Origin of the sequence: Gordonia sp. p3-SID1431, assembly GCF_025143765.1 — a bacterium.
GTDB classification, from domain to species: domain Bacteria; phylum Actinomycetota; class Actinomycetes; order Mycobacteriales; family Mycobacteriaceae; genus Gordonia; species Gordonia hongkongensis.
On the sequence record NZ_JAMBDT010000008.1, the window covers coordinates 22,362 to 38,878 of the forward strand.

At 64.6% G+C, this 16,517-nt stretch carries 16 protein-coding genes; 6 read left to right on the top strand and 10 right to left on the bottom strand.

The genetic code is table 11. The features are described 5' to 3' along the window. Position 1 precedes the first annotated feature (1 nt). The 3 genes from M4D77_RS03830 to M4D77_RS03840 all read right to left on the bottom strand — a co-directional run bounded on the left by M4D77_RS03830 (position 2) and on the right by M4D77_RS03840 (position 3,088). Entirely contained in the window at positions 2-274 is a 273-nt protein-coding gene (locus M4D77_RS03830; RefSeq protein WP_011161139.1) for a hypothetical protein, read from the bottom strand. Beyond that, entirely contained in the window at positions 271-2,061 is a 1,791-nt protein-coding gene (ctaD, locus tag M4D77_RS03835) for a cytochrome c oxidase subunit I (RefSeq protein WP_011161138.1), read from the bottom strand. The genes M4D77_RS03830 and ctaD overlap by 4 nt, the downstream gene beginning before the upstream one ends. Before the next feature lie 232 nt (positions 2,062-2,293). Beyond that, positions 2,294-3,088: a M23 family metallopeptidase gene (locus M4D77_RS03840; RefSeq protein WP_306413978.1), complete on the bottom strand. Its 795-nt coding sequence runs from the start codon at positions 3,086-3,088 to the stop codon at positions 2,294-2,296. Positions 3,089-3,617: 529 nt separating this feature from the next. Here M4D77_RS03840 and M4D77_RS03845 point away from each other — a divergent pair. The 3 genes from M4D77_RS03845 to M4D77_RS03855 all read left to right on the top strand — a co-directional run bounded on the left by M4D77_RS03845 (position 3,618) and on the right by M4D77_RS03855 (position 6,247). After that, the gene (locus tag M4D77_RS03845) at positions 3,618-4,238 is read left to right on the top strand and encodes a TlpA disulfide reductase family protein (protein ID WP_082652992.1); all 621 of its coding nucleotides are present in this window, start codon (positions 3,618-3,620) and stop codon (positions 4,236-4,238) included. Continuing rightward, on the top strand, positions 4,235-5,047 hold the full coding sequence (locus M4D77_RS03850; protein ID WP_011161135.1) for a cytochrome c biogenesis CcdA family protein: 813 nt from the start codon (positions 4,235-4,237) through the stop codon (positions 5,045-5,047). Before M4D77_RS03845 ends, M4D77_RS03850 begins: the two co-directional genes overlap by 4 nt. 258 nt (positions 5,048-5,305) lie before the next feature. Continuing rightward, positions 5,306-6,247, top strand: coding sequence for a cation diffusion facilitator family transporter (locus tag M4D77_RS03855; protein WP_011161134.1), 942 nt, complete (start codon positions 5,306-5,308; stop codon positions 6,245-6,247). A gap of 98 nt (positions 6,248-6,345) precedes the next feature. Here M4D77_RS03855 and M4D77_RS03860 read toward each other — a convergent pair whose 3' ends face one another. Then, the gene (locus M4D77_RS03860) at positions 6,346-6,918 is read right to left on the bottom strand and encodes a vitamin K epoxide reductase family protein (RefSeq protein ID WP_011161133.1); all 573 of its coding nucleotides are present in this window, start codon (positions 6,916-6,918) and stop codon (positions 6,346-6,348) included. A gap of 65 nt (positions 6,919-6,983) precedes the next feature. Further along, on the bottom strand, positions 6,984-7,628 hold the full coding sequence (locus tag M4D77_RS03865) for a thioredoxin domain-containing protein (protein WP_011161132.1): 645 nt from the start codon (positions 7,626-7,628) through the stop codon (positions 6,984-6,986). Between the two features lie 217 nt (positions 7,629-7,845). Here M4D77_RS03865 and lnt point away from each other — a divergent pair, with 217 nt between their 5' ends. Further along, entirely contained in the window at positions 7,846-9,348 is a 1,503-nt protein-coding gene (lnt, locus tag M4D77_RS03870) for an apolipoprotein N-acyltransferase (protein ID WP_011161131.1), read from the top strand. A 15-nt stretch (positions 9,349-9,363) separates the two neighbouring features. On the opposite strand, the gene M4D77_RS03875 is transcribed toward lnt, so the two are convergent. The 4 genes from M4D77_RS03875 to M4D77_RS03890 all read right to left on the bottom strand — a co-directional run bounded on the left by M4D77_RS03875 (position 9,364) and on the right by M4D77_RS03890 (position 14,131). Continuing rightward, a complete protein-coding gene (locus M4D77_RS03875; protein ID WP_259935584.1) occupies positions 9,364-11,556 on the bottom strand; it encodes a cation-translocating P-type ATPase in 2,193 nt (730 codons plus the stop codon). Continuing rightward, the gene (locus M4D77_RS03880) at positions 11,549-11,968 is read right to left on the bottom strand and encodes a helix-turn-helix transcriptional regulator (protein ID WP_011161129.1); all 420 of its coding nucleotides are present in this window, start codon (positions 11,966-11,968) and stop codon (positions 11,549-11,551) included. Before M4D77_RS03880 ends, M4D77_RS03875 begins: the two co-directional genes overlap by 8 nt. Before the next feature lie 115 nt (positions 11,969-12,083). Further along, on the bottom strand, positions 12,084-13,256 hold the full coding sequence (locus M4D77_RS03885) for an Ig-like domain-containing protein (RefSeq protein ID WP_011161128.1): 1,173 nt from the start codon (positions 13,254-13,256) through the stop codon (positions 12,084-12,086). 284 nt (positions 13,257-13,540) lie between these two features. After that, on the bottom strand, positions 13,541-14,131 hold the full coding sequence (locus tag M4D77_RS03890) for a class I SAM-dependent methyltransferase (RefSeq protein WP_311199297.1): 591 nt from the start codon (positions 14,129-14,131) through the stop codon (positions 13,541-13,543). A gap of 95 nt (positions 14,132-14,226) precedes the next feature. Here M4D77_RS03890 and M4D77_RS03895 point away from each other — a divergent pair, with 95 nt between their 5' ends. Further along, complete coding sequence (locus M4D77_RS03895; protein ID WP_084811731.1) at positions 14,227-14,616, top strand: winged helix-turn-helix domain-containing protein; 390 nt, start codon at positions 14,227-14,229, stop codon at positions 14,614-14,616. Positions 14,617-14,684: 68 nt separating this feature from the next. After that, positions 14,685-15,110, top strand: coding sequence for a signal peptidase II (lspA, locus tag M4D77_RS03900; RefSeq protein ID WP_249356259.1), 426 nt, complete (start codon positions 14,685-14,687; stop codon positions 15,108-15,110). 26 nt (positions 15,111-15,136) lie between these two features. On the opposite strand, the gene M4D77_RS03905 is transcribed toward lspA, so the two are convergent. Beyond that, complete coding sequence (locus M4D77_RS03905) at positions 15,137-16,369, bottom strand: Nramp family divalent metal transporter (RefSeq protein ID WP_137809380.1); 1,233 nt, start codon at positions 16,367-16,369, stop codon at positions 15,137-15,139. Positions 16,370-16,517 lie beyond the last annotated feature (148 nt).

A 16,517-nucleotide genomic window follows, 5' to 3' on the forward strand; every position in this document is an offset into this window, starting at 1 on the left:
GCTACGGCCGCGCCGCACGGCCTCGTGCTGGTTGCATTGCGCGGGTCGCGACCGCGGCCGCACCGCGGGCCGCACACGTTGCCGCGGTCGCCGCGATCAGCCACAGCAGCAGGGGAGTGCCCTGAGCGAGGACAGAACCTGCGAGCAGGGTCAGCGCAAAGGTCATCACCGCGGTGTAGCCGACTGCGAGGATGGCGAACCACCGCGGAACGGTCAGCGGGCGGCGCGTTCGCGGGACGGCCTGGTCGAGGGCAGGGTAGGGGTAGTTGCTCACGGTCGGCTCTCCGGGTCGGGATCTGTAGATGCTTCGTGGTCTCCGGTGGTCAGCGGCGCACGGCGGACTTCTTCGGCCGCCTCGCTGGGTTCACCGTGCCGTGTGCCGACGTGGGCTTCGGCGCGCAGCCGCTCCACCATATGCGGGTAGTGCAGTTCGAACGCCGGACGCTCCGACCGGATGCGGGGCAGTTCGGTGAAGTTGTGGCGCGGCGGCGGGCAGCTGGTGGCCCACTCCAGGGAGTTGCCGAAGCCCCATGGATCGTCGACGGTGACGACCTCGCCGTAGCGGTAGCTGCGGAAAACGTTCCACAGGAACGGCAGTGTCGAGACGCCGAGGACGAACGCGCCGGCGGTGGAGATGATGTTGAGCGTGGTGAAGCCGTCTGAGGGCAGGTAGTCGGCGTATCGGCGGGGCATGCCTTCGGCTCCGAGCCAGTGCTGCACCAAGAAGGTGAGGTGAAAGCCAATGAACGTCAGCCAGAAATGGATTTTGCCCAAGCGTTCGTCGAGCAGTCGTCCGGTCATCTTCGGGAACCAGAAGTAGATGCCGGCGTAGGTGGCGAACACGATCGTGCCGAACAGCACGTAGTGGAAGTGGGCGACCACGAAGTAGCTGTCGGAGAGTTGGAAGTCGATCGGCGGGCTGGCCAGGAGCACACCGGTGAGTCCGCCGAACAGGAAGGTGACCATGAAGCCGACCGAGAACAGCATCGGGGTTTCAAAGGTCATGTGGCCCCGCCACATTGTGCCGATCCAGTTGAAGAACTTCACGCCCGTGGGTACCGCGATCAGGAAGGTCATGAAGGAGAAGAACGGCAACAGCACGGCGCCAGTGACGTACATGTGGTGTGCCCACACCGCGACCGACAGGGCGGCGATGGCGAGGGTGGCGTAGACCAGTCCTGAGTACCCGAACAACGGTTTACGGCTGAAGACCGGGAAGATTTCGGAGACGATGCCGAAGAACGGCAGCGCGATGATGTACACCTCGGGGTGACCGAAGAACCAGAACATGTGCTGCCAGAGAATGGCGCCGCCGTTGGCCGGATCGAACAGATGCGCGCCGAACTGGCGGTCGACTTCGGCGCCGAGTAATGCCGCGGTGAGCAGCGGGAACACCAGCAAGATCAGCACACTGGTGACCAGGATGTTCCACGTGAAGATCGGCATACGGAACATCGTCATTCCCGGTGCGCGCAGACAGATGACCGTGGTGACCATGTTGACCGCGCCCAGGATGGTGCCCAGACCAGACACGGTCAGTCCGAGGAACCACATGTCGGAGCCGACGCCGGGTGAGTGGATGGCGTCGCTGAGCGGGGTGTAGGCGGTCCAGCCGAAGTCCGCGGCGCCACCTGGGGTGATGAAGCCGGCAATCGCGATGGTCGAACCGAAGACGAACAGCCAGAAACCCAGTGCGTTGAGCCGCGGGAAGGCGACGTCGGGAGCGCCGATCTGCAGGGGCAGTACGAAGTTGGCGAAGCCGATCACGATGGGGGTGGCATACATCAGCAGCATGATCGTGCCGTGCATGGTGAACAGCTGGTTGTACTGCTCGGTCGAGAGGAATTGCATGCCCGGCGTCGTGAGTTCTCCGCGCATCAGCAGCGCCATCAGTCCGCCGATGAGGAAGAACCCGAAGCACGCGACGATGTACATCATGCCGATCAGCTTGTGATCGGTCGTGGTCAGCATCGTGTAGATGAATGACCCTTTGGCCTTTCGCCGCTCGGGATAGGGCCGCGTGGCGACCACCTCGGGCGGGCGCGGGGACACCGCGGTCATGAGGCCTCCATCTGACTTGAAAAAATGGCGGCCCTGATCGAAGCAACACGCGCATCGTGCGTGCGACTTCCCGGGCCGTTACTACGGACTGTAGTCGATTAACTACTAGGTAGCATAGTTGATACTGGAATTCCGAGTCGCAACCGGGAGGCGACAGGACCGCGACGAAAGGTCGCCTCCCTCATTGAGATCGGCCCGACCGGTCCGCCGCGGCCGTGCGCCGCGCCCACCCTTACCGCCAGAGGTCTGCGCTTCCGGTGCCCGACGGTTCGTTGGGCGTGATAGTAGGTTCGGCGTCGCTGTCGGAGGGCAGACTGACGCCGCGTTCGGCGAGCCATCGCACCGGGTCGAGGGCGGCGCCGGATGCATCAGCAACCTCGAAGTGCAGATGAGGCCCGGTCGAGTTACCGCGATTGCCCACCGTGGCAATGGGTTGACCGACCGTGACCGGCGCTGCCGCGTCGATGAGATTGTCGTCGTTGTGGCCGTAGGTCGTGATTGTTCCGTCGGCATGCCGGATGCGTACCCACAACCCGAAGCCTTCAGCTGGCCCCGAGTTGATCACTTCGCCGTCGGTGACCGCGAAAATCGGTGCCCCCAGGTCGTTGCCGATGTCCATACCCTGATGGCCGCGGCCGTCACCGAAGGTGGAGGTCACTCGGCCGTTCGTGGGAGCGACCACCGACCCCGGCGACGGCGACGAATAGACGGGTGGACCAGCTGGTGCCGGGTGCGCAGCCGCGGGATCGTGGGGACGCATCTCGAAAGCCAGAAGCGCCAGCAGCCGCCCGATCGGCAGCGCGTCGACAATCAGTTCGGCGGCTGCTCGTCCCGCGCCGAGCACGGCGGCGAAGCATCCCACCGCAGTGATGGGATCCTCGGCTGGCACTGGCGGCTCGACTGGGCGCGCTCGATCGGCCAGACATGTGCTGACTGTTCGGATCTCGTCGGCGAGGGTTCCCATCGCCGGGCCGCCCAGTGTCGCCGAGATCGTCTCGGCGACCAGTTGGGCGAACTGCTGAGTCACGTGGGTGGCATCGGCGTCGGCTCGCGCTCGAGCGTCAATTGAGAAGCTCAGCAGAACCGCAGCAACGATTCCCGCGACCCCCAGTCTCAGACAGGGCCGTGGAGCGCCGCAGCGGCGGGTGAGGGACGACATAGGCATGCCAGCGAGACCTTCCGGAGACGGGCGCGACGCACTGACGTTCAGCACCACACGCCAGGTGCACATGAGGCCACGATCGGCAGCCCTCCGTTCGAACCATAGGCCCCACAGGTCACAGCAGTAACACGATCTGATTGAGTGCCCATCGCAATCGCGGGCCTCTACTACTAGGTGATGTAGTTGCGGATGCGCAGTGACTGCCAAGCCGGAAACTCGCCCTGAACACAGGGTAATTGCAGGTGAGCGCATCTCTTACACGAGGTGACGCCGCAAAATGCACGTCGCGAGAAGTGGGGTTCCGGTCGGTGGATGTCACAAAAACTATGGTCATGTTGACAATTCGAATGGTGATCTACCACGCTGCGTAGTAGATCAACGTCGAGGAGTGCTGGTGCAGCAGGGGAGAAGGGTATCCGCGGTGCGGGCGGCGGTCCTGGCGCTGATATGCGTGGTGCCGTGGGTAGCGTCGGGTTGTGGTAGCGCTGGCGACGACGCCGTTGCGCAGGGGGGAACCTTTCAGTTCGTCTCGCCCGGCGGGCAGACGGTCATCACCTACGATCCGCCCTCGAGCCGTCAGCGGATCGCTGACGTCTCCGGCCCTGACGTGGTGACCGACCAGACCATCGGACTCGACGACTTCGCAGGCAAAGTCGTCGTCATCAACGTCTGGGGTTCGTGGTGTGGACCCTGCCGGGGAGAAGCCGACGACCTCGAGCATGTCTACGCCCAGAACAAGGCCTCGGGAGTCGAGTTCCTCGGTATCAATCTGCGCGATAACCGGCAAGCGGCGAAGGACTTCATGATCGACAGAAAGGTCGCCTTTCCCTCGATCTACGACTTTGCCGGTCTGACCCTGGCTGCGCTGACCACCCCAACGTCGGTGGTGCCGACCACCATCGTGCTCGACCGCGACCACCGTCCGGCCGCGGTGTTCCTCAAGGCCATTACCGCCGACGAACTCGGGTCAACAGTTCAGCGAGTCCTCGCTGAGCCTGTGGCACAACCCCAATGACCCCGCAGTCGGTCGAAGTGCAGGCTGCGGTCGGCGAGACGTTTGCCGACCTCGTCGCCAGCGGTCCGCTCCTGCTGGCGCTGCTTGCGTGTGTGATCGCCGGGCTGGTGTCGTTCGCCTCACCGTGCGTGGTCCCCCTCGTTCCGGGGTATCTGTCGTATCTGGCTGGCGTGGTCGGCGCCGAGGCGCCTGCGGTGTCGGTGGGGGAGCCGAACAAGCGGGGTCGTTCGCGCGTGGCGCTCGCCGCAGGCCTGTTCGTCCTCGGTTTCACGGTGGTCTTCGTGGCAGCGACCGCCACCGTACTCGGAGTCACCACCACTTTCGTGGTGAATCGTGAAGTCCTCCAACGCATCGGCGGCGTGGTCACCATCATCATGGGCCTGGTGTTCATCGGGCTGGTGCCGGCACTGCAACAGGAACGACGGTTCGCCCCCCGCCGCGTCTCCAACATCGCCGGCGCTCCGCTGCTCGGCGGGGTCTTTGCACTCGGGTGGACCCCATGCCTAGGGCCCACGCTCGCGGCGGTCATTGCGACGGCCAGCGGCACCGAAGGTGCCACCGCAGCCAAGGGCGTCGCGCTGATCGTGGCGTACTGCGCGGGCCTTGGTATTCCTTTTGTCGTGCTTGCGTTTTCCTCGGCATGGGCGTTGCGCAGCCTCGGCTGGTTGCGGACCCACGCCCGCATGATCCAGATCGTCGGCGGCGCCATGATGATCGCGGTAGGTATCGCCTTGATCACCGGCCTGTGGGATCAATTCATCGTGTGGGTCCGCGACGCGTTCATCACCGATACCCAACTACCCATCTGACTACCCATCTGAGGCCTGTAGTGGCGGCGCCGGTTCGACGGACCCAACACCACCGGCTTCCGGTCACCGCACCGTCACGAGACCCAACACCACCGGCGTCACGCCGCCGACGTCGGGCCATCTCAGCACATCCCGATTCAGTCGTGACGTGATCCGCCGGTTCCGTTCCGCCCCGGTCTGTCATATAGTCACATGCGCATGTATTGATATATGTGGACAGCGTAGCTATCTGGGTGTGGATGAGAGGGAGTACGACGCATGGGAGCCGGACACAATCACGGACCAACCGACCCCGCATCCAGCGACTCGTCGCTGCGTGTCCGGTTGGCGATCGCGTTTGCTCTGACGGGGATCATTGTCGTGGCCCAGCTTGTCGGGTCGGTGATCACGGGAAGTCTGGCGCTACTGACCGACACCGCGCACGCCGCGACAGATGCGATCGGTTTAGCGGTCGCGCTCGTCGCAGCAACCGTGATGCACCGCCCGGTCAACAAAACCCGCACCTGGGGACTGCGGCGCATCGAGGTCATCGCCGCTCTGGGGCAGGCCTCGCTGCTGCTCGCTGTGGGCCTCTACGCTGCTGTCGAAGGCGTACGACGACTGTTCTCGCCACCCGAGGTGCCCTCGACCGAACTCCTGCTCTTCGGAGTCATCGGACTCGTGGCGAACATCGTCGCCATGCTCGTGCTCGCCTCGGGACGCGGCGCCAACTTCAACATGCGAGCGGCGTTTCTGGAGGTCCTCAACGACGCACTGGGATCGCTGGGTGTGATCGTCGCCGCAATCGTCATCGCTACCACCGGTTTCCAACAAGCTGACGCGCTGGCCGGGTTGTTCATCGCCGCGCTCATCGCACCCCGCGCCCTCAAACTCATGGCCGAGACGACGCGGGTGCTGATGGAATTCACCCCGAAAGGGATCGATCTCGACGACGTCAGGGCCCACATCCTCGAGATGGACCGTGTGCACGACGTGCACGACCTTCACGCATCGACGGTGGCCACGGGCCTACCGATCATCAGCGCTCACATTGTGGTCGATGACGACTGCTTCCAGGACGGCCACGCCCCCACCATGTTGGATGACATCCGGACCTGCGTGGCGACCCACTTCGCCATCTCCTTCGAGCATTCCACCTTCCAGCTCGAGACCAGCGCCCAGCGCCACCACGAGGAAGCGTTAGCCACCCATCACCCGTGAGGGATCACATCGGCGTCACACCACACCTGCGGTCTGCGCGAGTGCGGATCTCTGCTACGCGAGTCTGCCGTCTCGGGCCGGGCGCTGCCCCGGAGGTGTCACATCAGCGTCGACCAGTACCACCAGAAACGGTGGGCGATCAGGGCGATCACTGCCAGCACCCACACCAGCGGTACCACGGTGTGCACCGTGAGGATCGCATCGAGGGCTCGGCGCGCTGTCCCGGGTGGGCAGAAATGGTCGGCATTGCGCAGGCTCACATACCAAAAGGCAACCACGACAACCACCCACACGGCCATGCAGTACGGACAGAGCGCGTTGATTCGGTACAGGCTCTGGAAGATCAGCCAATGGACGAACACCACCGCACCCGTCAACCCACTCTGCAGCCCGATCATGACCCAGGTGGGCGGCCGGCTCCCCATCAGGACCGCGACAGCAATCAGCGCGGAGAAGCCGGCAATTCCGATCAGTGAGTTGGGAAACCCGAAGACGACCGCCTGGGGGGTGTCCATCACCGATCCGCAATTGACGATCGGGTTGATACTGCAGGTCGGTGTGTACGCCGGATCGGTTGCCAGTTCGAACTTTTCAACCGTCAGCGTGAACGCAGCGATGAGCCCGATACTTCCGCAGACCGCAAGGATCCACGCGAGCAGTCGCGGAGACACTGGGAATCGTGTAGCTGCCGCCGTGGGCGAGGATGGCGAGGCCTGGCGGGGTGGTGGTGGGACGGTCACTGGCGTAGTGCGGATTCGAGCGCCGAGCTCAGATCGTCATAGCTCTCGGGTTTGATGAGTTCGTCGTTGATGAAGAAGGTGGGTGTGCCGGTGACACCTAGCGCTTTGCCGTCAGCGACATCGCGGTCGATGAGTTCGCGGGTGGCCTGCGAGTTGTAGTCGGCGGCAAATCGATCCATGTCCAGACCGAGCTCCTGGGCATAGGAGAAGAACAGATCGTCCAGCGGTACCCGCTGCTCACCCCAGCTGCGTTGGGTGTCGAACATCTTGCGGTACATCGGTTCGAACTGGCCTTGCTCGGCCGCGGCGGCAACGGCCCGTGCCGCGCGGTCAGCGTTGAAATGCCCGGGGAGCGGGAAGTAGCGGACCACGAACGTGACCTGATCGCCGTATGTTTGGCGAAGCTGCTCCACCGCCGGGTATGCCGCCCCGCACCCTTCACATTCGAAGTCCAGGAATTCCACGAATGTTGCCTTGGACTCGGTCGGAGTCGATAGACGTGGGGAATCATCCCGTACCGTCATGCTCGCCTGGGCGTCGGCCTGTTCGCTGTCGCCGGCCCGGGACACCACGAACACCACTGTCAGCGCCAGGCAGAACACGATCACCACGGCGAGTGAGATCTTGACGTTGCGGCTCACCGGGGCACCCTCGACTCGAGTCGAACCTTCAGCGCTTGACCTGCCACGATGTTCACTCCCGTCAAACTACTACTACGTTAGCTAGTAGTTTACAGGCGCGCGGCCCCGGCCGGGCGCCCGCGGGCGGATCGGTGCGCTCGACAAACTTCGGTGAGGGGTGCGGTGCGCGGTGGTGAGTTCTTCGGGTGCTCGGCGGGCCGGTGCGTCGTTTCCACCGATGCTTCATCCGGTGTTGCGCAGCGCTGCTGCGGTCGGCGCCGGCGGCATGCTGTATGTGAGTTTCCCTCCGCGTCAGCTGTGGTTCCTGGCCCCGTTGGCTATCGCGGTTCTGGTGGTGACGCTGCGGGGGCGGTCGTTGTGGGCGGCATCCGGCTATGGCTATCTGGCTGGGCTGGGGTTTTTCGTGCCTTTGCTGCCGTGGGTCGGCATCTATGTGGGTGCGGTGCCGTGGCTGGTCTTGGCAGCAGTCCAGGCGGTGGCGTTCGGGGTCTTCGGGGTGTTGGCAGCGGCACTGGGCAGATGGCGCGGCGCGCCGGTGTGGTTGGCAGGCGCCTGGGTGGCAGTCGAAGCTGTTCGTTCCCGGATACCGTTTGGCGGTTTCCCTTGGGGCCGAATCGCATTCGGTCAACCCGACGGGTTGCTCCTGCCGTTGGCGGCGCTGGCCGGCGCGCCGGGGTTGTCGTTCGTTGTGGTGCTGCTCGGCGCGGCCCTGGCCGCGGCGGCGGGGGCGGTGGTCCGCCGGCAGCCTCAAACGTTGGCCGGGCCTGCGGCCACGGTTGCCGTGATTGGACTGCTGGTGTGGACGATGACGCCCGCGGGGGGAGGCGATGACGCGGGGGAGCGGTCGGTGACGGTGGCAGTGGTGCAGGGCAATGTGCCGCGGCTGGGGTTGGATTTCAATGCTCAGCGGCGCGCAGTGCTCGACAATCATGTCCAACGCACCCTCGACCTGGCAGAGCAGGTCCGCTCTGGGCGGGTCGTGCGTCCCGATGTGGTGGTGTGGCCGGAGAACTCATCCGACATCGACCCGTTCGGTAACCGCGATGCTGCGGCGCAGATTGATCGTGCCGCGCGGGCGATCGGGGTGCCGATCCTGGTGGGAGCGGTGATCGCCGGGAGCAACGGCACGTCCCGCAACACGTTGGTGGTGTGGGATCCGGTTACCGGTCCTGGTCAGGAGCACGACAAACGTCAGCTGGTGCCGTTCGGGGAGTACTTGCCGCTGCGGGAACTGATGACACAGCTGTCGTCCTACGCCAGCCGGGCCGGCAACTTCGTTCCTGGCACGGGCAATGGTGTCGTCGATCTTGCAGGTGTACCGGTGGCGGTGGCGACCTGCTACGAAGTCGCGTTCGACGATCTGGTGACCGACTCGGTGCGCGCCGGCGCGCAACTGATCGCCGTACCGACCAACAACGCGACGTTCGGGCGCACCGAGATGACCTACCAGCAACTCGCGATGTCGCGGGTGCGGGCAGTCGAGCACGGTAGGGCGGTGGTCATCGCAGCAACCAGTGGGGTGAGCGCGATCATCGAGCCTGATGGGACCGTTGCACAACGCACAGCGCTGTTCACCCCTGATGTCCTCATCGCGCGGGTGCCGCTGGGGACAACGACGACTCTGGCGACGCGGATCGGAGCAGCAGGAGAAGGGATCTGTGCTGCCGCGGTCCTGGCGGCACTGGTTGTACGCACGTGGAGATCACGCCAACGCACCTGACGCGGCGTGGTTGCTTCAGTGGCGTTCGCGATGGGGCGTTGGTGAGCTACTCGGTGCGTCATCGGCGTCATCCGACGGGCTCGAACAGCAGCTGCACCCTGGTTCTGTAGTGGCAGCACAACTCGTGCTGGTCGCCGCGCCGCGTAATCGTGGAGTCGGCAGCAGGGGCACCTCGGGCACCGGCCGTGGCTGATCGGTGGTGGTGGCGGATACCGGGGCGCAGCAGGCGTCGCCTGTGTCGTTGTAGGGCGCCACCGAGATGTTGAGCTTGCCGCGGGTTACCCGGGGCATGGCACCGGTGCCTGGCAGTGCTTTCGTCCGGGCAGCGCGAATCGCGTTGGCGATCACCAGCACTTCTGCGAGTTCGTGGACGAAGACCACCGTGGCCAGGCCGAGGACGCCCGTGGCGGCCAGCGGAATCAGCACACCGATGATGGCCAGAGAGAATCCTATGTTCTGCACCATGATTCGGCGTGCGCGCCGAGCGTGGGACAGCACGTGGGGGAGATGGCGGAGATCTTCGCCCATCAACGCCACATCGGCGGTTTCGATGGCGACGTCGGTACCCATCGCTCCCATTGCGATTCCGACATCGGCGGTGGCCAACGCTGGGGCGTCGTTGACGCCGTCGCCGACCATGGCGATCGCCCGCCCGCGCGCCAGCGTGGGCAGCAAGTCGGCTTTGTCTTCGGGAAGCAGTTCGGAATGGACGGTGCTGATTCCGGCCGCCGTGGCCAAGGCGTGTGCGGTGCGATCGTTGTCCCCGGTCAGCATGACCGAGTTGACACCCAGCGCCGTCAGCTGAGCGACCGTTTCAGCGGCCTCGGGGCGAAGCTCATCGCGGACGGCGATGGCGGCGACGACGGTGCCATCGCGTTCGATCAGCACGACGGTGGCACCGTCGCTCTGCAACCGGGTGACCTCGCCGGCGAGCGCGCCAGGATCGAGCCACCCGGGTTTGCCCAGGCGCAGTTGCTGTCCGCGTATCTGGCCGGTGAGTCCGTGACCGGCGATCGCGGTGACGTCCTCGGCAGGTGAGTCCAGGGCAGGTGCGGCCGCGAGAATGGCGCTCGCCAGCGGGTGCTCGCTGCGTGCCTCGAGCGCGGCGGCATAGGACAACGCGTCTTCGCGGGTGATCTCGGGTGTGCTCACCACGGCGATGACCTCCGGAGTGCCGCGGGTCAAGGTGCCGGTCTTGTCCAGTGCGACGACGCGGACCCGTCCCAACTCCTCTAGTGCAGCACCGCCTTTGACCAGTGCGCCATGGCGGCTGGCGGCGCCGATCGCGGCGACCACCGTCAGCGGCACCGCGATCGCTAACGCACACGGGGACGCGGCAACGAGGACTACCAGGCCGCGTTCGAGCCACAGCAGGGGATCACCGAGCAGCGCACCGATACCTGCCACGAGCGCCGCGAGCACCATGATGGCGGGGACCAGGGGGCGGGCGATGCGGTCGGCGAGACGTTGGCCGGCGCCTTTGCGTTCCTGCGCTTGCTCGACGATGTGAACGATGCGGGCCAGGGAACTATCCGCGGCGCGGGCGGTCACGCGGACTTCGATCGCACCGCCACCGTTGATGGCGCCGGCGTAGAGCAAGTCGCCCGGACCCGCCTCCACCGGAACAGATTCGCCGGTGATCGCCGACATATCCACGCTGGTAGTGCCCGCGGTGATCGTCCCGTCGGTCGACGCGCGCTCACCGGGACGCACCACCAGCACATCGCCGATGATCAACTCATCAGGGGACACGGTGATCTCGCGACCCTCACGAATCACCGACGCGGTCGGTGGAACCAGCGCGAGCAGTGCCCGCAGCCCGCGCCGGGTCTTGGTGACCGCGTAATGCTCGAGTCCTTCAGCGACCGAGAACAAGATTCCCAGCAGCGCAGCCTCGGGTATTTGGCCCAGCGCCACAGCCCCGATCGCGGCGATCGTCATCAGCGTTCCGACACCGATGCGCCCGTGGCGCAGCGACCTCAGCGTCGACGGCACGAACGTTGAGGCAGCGACGACGACCGCGACCAGTTCCACGACGATGCCCGCGGTCTCTGACAGAGAGCCTCCGATGATCCAGCCGAGCGCGAGGAACACTGCTGCGGCGGCGGCGAAACGCAGCTCGCGCACCTGCCACAACCGAACCGGGCCCTGATCGACCTCGGCGTCGAGGTCGGCGGGATCTGATGGTCCGCAGCATGCGTCAGCCATGAGCTCGCCCCTGCACTGTGGCCGCCGCCGATGACGTCGTCGTGGCTGGTACGGAGACACATGCAATCGCTAGAACGGCTGTCACGAGAGCGTGGCCGGAGGGGGTCAACGCGTACATCACCAACCGTCCGTGCCGGCGCCCGGTCACCAGGCCGGCGCCCTTGAGTAAGCGCAGATGGTGCGAGACAAGGTTCTGCGCCAGGCCTACCACCCACGCGAGGTCGCAGACGCATAATTCCTCGCCCGACAGCAACGCCGTCGCTACACGTAGCCGGGTGGGATCACCGAGTGCGCGAGCTCCGGCGGCGGCACGGTCGACCGCGGTCACCTCGGGTAGCGCAGTCCGGATAGTTTCTGCGTGCGGCAGATCGAGGCACAGCAGGTCGCATGTGTCCACCGACTCCTGAGTCATATCAACATCCTTACGTTCATTGATATGGCCCATTGTAGGCGCGCCGGCGCGAATACCTCAACACCCATCGATATGGCGAGTTGGCGTCGACAAGCTCCAGCCCGGCGGGGGGCGCCTAGGTGTCGGTGTTGCCCTTCTTCCACTGTGACCACGGGATGTTCCAGTCGCCGAGTCCATCGACTCCCGAGAGCGTGTCGGCGTTGGTGTTCTTGACCGTGACGGGGTCACCGCGCAGGGTGTTCTTCACGAGCCATTCCGCGTCTGCGGGACTCAGGTTTGGGCAACCGTTGCTGACGTTGCTGTTGCCTTGCGCCGACATCGACCACGGTGCGCCGTGCATGTAAATGCCGCTGTAGGACATTTGCACCGCCCATTGAACGGGTGTGCGGTATCCCGCTGCGGACTCGACAGGCACTCCGTAGGTGGACGAGTCCATGATGATGTGCTCGACGCGATCTCCGATCATGTAGATGCCGCGGGGCGTCGGAGTGCTGTCTTTGCCGAACGAGGTCGGCATCGTGCGGATGACCTTGCCGTCTCGTTTGACGACGATCGTTTTGGTGTTGTCGTCGGCAACGATTTCCTGAGCTCGGCCAATCGTGAAGTCGTAGGACAAGTTCTCGTCGCCGTAGAGCCCGTCGCCGAGATCGACTCCGTAAATGTTGACGGCGACACTGACTTTGGTGCCCGGTGTCCAGAAGCGTTCGGGCCTCCACCGGACCTCAGAGTCGCTGATCCAATAGAACGCACCCTGCATCTGGGGGTCAGACGACACGGTGATCGCCGCCTGTGCCTTCTTTCGGTCAGGGATGGGATCGGCGAACCGCACGCCGATCGTGTGGGCGATCCCGACGGTTTTCTCGCCGAGAATGGCCGCGCTGGTCAACGATTCCGGTGAGGTCGTGGTGAAACGCTGCGAGACGACCGATCGACCGCCCACGCCCACGGCCTCGGCTTGAACCACGTATCGCTTCGAATACCCCAGGGGCTGGGTGCTTGTCCACGTTGAGCCGTCCTCGCTCAGGGAGCCCGCCAAGGGACGGCCGCTGGCTGTGGGAATACGGACGTTAGTCAACGCGCCGCGACTGGCCGTGACAACAATAGGAAGCCCAGGTTCGACAACCGCGTTGGGCGCAAGTCGCCCGCCACCTTCAGTGGCCACAGCGATGGAAGGGTGTGTGATGTCGGCGAAGCTGTCAACGGCCCGAATCTCGTTGCTGTAGACGGCACCTCCGGTCGAGCTGCACGAGGTCAACACCATCACCACCGCCGTCAGCGTTGCGAGCATCAGCAGTCGCGGGATACCGGACCGGACCGACCCGCGGCATTCACGAGAGCCCGAGCACTGCGGCTGCCCACCGTGAGTCGATCGGCGATCACGTGGCTCTTCGGTAGCTCGAGTCCCTCTTACGCGGCCCATCGATTGTCGAACCCTCCCACTCGGCGCTGGACTAGCTTTACTAACCACGATAGTAGTTGAAGGCTGTGCGCTCCTTTACCCGCTGCACCGCGTGAGAGAAGGTTCGAAACGTCTTCGTGGTGGGCCACCGCCGAGCCACCACGTCGACCTCACTATTGCCGTGTGGCGACACCCAACAGGTAATCCCCGCCGATGCGTGTTTGCCACCGCTCGCCGACGTCGAGACCGTGGTGGGACAACTCGTGCAGGAATTCACCGGCGGTGAACCGATCCTCGCTCGGATGGTCAAACAGCACTTGGTAGGTCGGCCGAGCAAGGGCGGTCGCGGTGACCTCGTCAAAGAAGAACCGCCCACCCGGTTTGAGTACGCGGGCCACCTCGTCCAAGGCTTCCCGCCAGTTCGGGATGTGGTGAATGATCGCGAAGTCGAAGACTGCGTCATAAGTACCGTTCTGCCCTCCGCCGACGTCGTGAAATGCTGAACGCAGGTCCGTTGCGCTACCTCGGGCGAGGTGTGCCCTGCCGGTGTGTCGGCGCAGGCGGTGGCGAGCGCGAGAAATCATCGCCGGATCGAGGTCTACCGCGTCGACGCGCGCGGCGCCGAACTCGTCGAGGATCAGCCGGGTGCCGTAACCCGACCCGCACCCCAGCTCAGCAACGTGCGCTCCCGGGGTCCGTCCGCCCAACGCGGTCAATACACGCGCCTCGTAGCGCTGCAGCCACCGCCGGGGCGGCGAGTTCACCAGAACAGTCTCCACGCGGTTCATCAACATTGTTGACCACCCTCCCTCATTCATCGGCGGAGACCGCTTATTATCGTCTGGTGACGATCAATAGCATGGATGGGTGTCCCACGTCGAGAGCCGGAACGAATGTGGACGCGGCGGTGGCGTTGTTTCACAGCCTGTCCGATAGCACCCGTTTGTCGATTGTGCGTCGTCTTGCCGGCGGGGAGGTCAGGGTCGCCGACCTGGTAGGGGAGTTGGGTTTGGCGCAGTCGACAGTGTCGGCGCATGTGGCATGTCTGCGCGACTGCGGGCTCGTTGAGGGACGCCCACAGGGTAGGCAGGTGTTCTACCGCCTCACTCGGCCCGAGTTGATGGATCTGCTGGCCTCGGCGGAGACCCTGCTGGCGGCCACTGGTAGCGCGGTAGCGCTGTGCCCGAACTATGCCGGCGACGCCGCCGCAGCGTCAGCGAGTTCTACCCCGGCTGGAGCATTTACGTGACCGACGCGACGCCGGCAGTGACGAAAACACTCCACCCCCGAGGCGTTCTCTTGGTCCTGGTTGTCGTGGTGACCTCCGTCGGGCTGGCAGTCAACTCCTTCGTTGTCAGCCGACTCACCGAGGGCAGTACGGCCGATCTGGGAGTGCTCCAATTGCGGTTAGCGTTCAACCCCGGTGTTGCATTCAGCCTCGGTGATCAGCTGCCCAGCTGGGCCATACTCGCCGTGGCCGGGTTAATCACCCTCGCACTGGCCGGCTACGCAGTGCACGTCGCACCCGACGCGGGGGTCGCCGGCCGGATCGGATTTGCTGCAGTCCTCGGCGGCGCACTCACCAACCTGATCGACCGCGCCGCCGACGGCGTCGTCACCGACTACTTCCATACCGGCTGGTTCCCCACGTTCAACCTCGCGGACACATTCATCACCATCGGCGTCGTCCTGATCGTGCTAGATGTGTTGCGGCAAGAATGGTCAGCTCCGCGCGACGCCTAGGGGATCGAACCGTCGCGCGGACTCGCTTAACCGGTGACTGTCAGGTAGATCAAGGCGACGTTGAGCACGATGATGACCGCTGCAGTCAGCCAGGCCAGCGACGTGGTGAGTCGATTGTTCACATCCTCGCCCATCAGCATCCTGTCGCTGGTGAAACGCACTAACGGAACCAGTGCGAAGGGGATGCCGAAGGACAGAACGACCTGCGAGACAATCAGAGCTCGGCTGGGATCGATTCCGATGGCCAACACTGTGATGGCAGGTATCAGGGTGATCAGGCGTCGGAGTATGAGCGGGATCCTGCGCTGCAACAGCCCGTCCATGATCATCGCGCCGGCGTACGCCCCGACCGAGGTTGATGCCAGCCCCGAGGCAAGAAGCCCCAGCGCGAACAGCAACGCCACCACTTGCCCCAAGGTGTCGGCGACCGCCGCATGCGCTCCGTCGATCGAATCGACCCCTTCACGGCCACGCAAAGTGGTTGCTGCCACCAGCAGCATGGACAGGTTGACCGCGCCCGCCAGCAGCATCGCCAGACCGACATCGATCTTCGTCACACGCAACAGCCGCGACCGGATCGGCCCCTCCGGTTGATGGCCGTGTCGATCCCGCACCAGACCTGAATGCAGATACACCGCGTGAGGCATCACCGTCGCACCCAACATGGCGGCCGCGATCAGCACGCTTTCCGTGCCATCGAACCGCGGCAAGAGGCCCCCCACGACAGCCCCGGGGGGAGGTGGTGCCACCACGGTGCTTGTCAGAAAACCGATGGCAATGACAGCCAGCAAGCCAATGATCACCCGCTCGAACGGTTGCTGCCCTCTGCGGTCTTGGACAAGAAGCAAGACCATCGACACCGAACCTGTGATGACGCCACCGATGAGCAACGGCAGGTCGAAGAGCAGATTCAGCGCGATAGCTCCGCCGACCACTTCGGCGAGATCGGTTGCCATAGCGACAATCTCAGCCTGCACCCAGTAGGAGAGCCTGGCGGTCCGCGACGCGCGCAGACGCACCGTCTCCGGCAATGACCTGCCCGTGACCACCCCGAGCTTGGCAGAAAGGAACTGCACCAACCCCGCCATCACGTTCGCAACCACGATCACCCACACGAGGAGGTAGCCGAACTGGGCGCCGGCGCTGATATTGGACGCGACATTGCCGGGATCAACATAGGCGATGGCTGCGACGAAGGCCGGACCAAGCAGTAGGGACCCAGACCGAGCTCGCGCGAGCCGCGGACGAGCCGAAGCCATGACCTCTCGCATTGCCGCCCCTCAATCACAAAGTTCGGTCTACCGAATAAAACTATTCGATACACCGTAGTTCATGGGTCGGCACATGACGAGACTTGGGGAGCTTGGTTGGTGGGGCGAGGTCTTCGACGGCCTGTAAGTGCGAGTG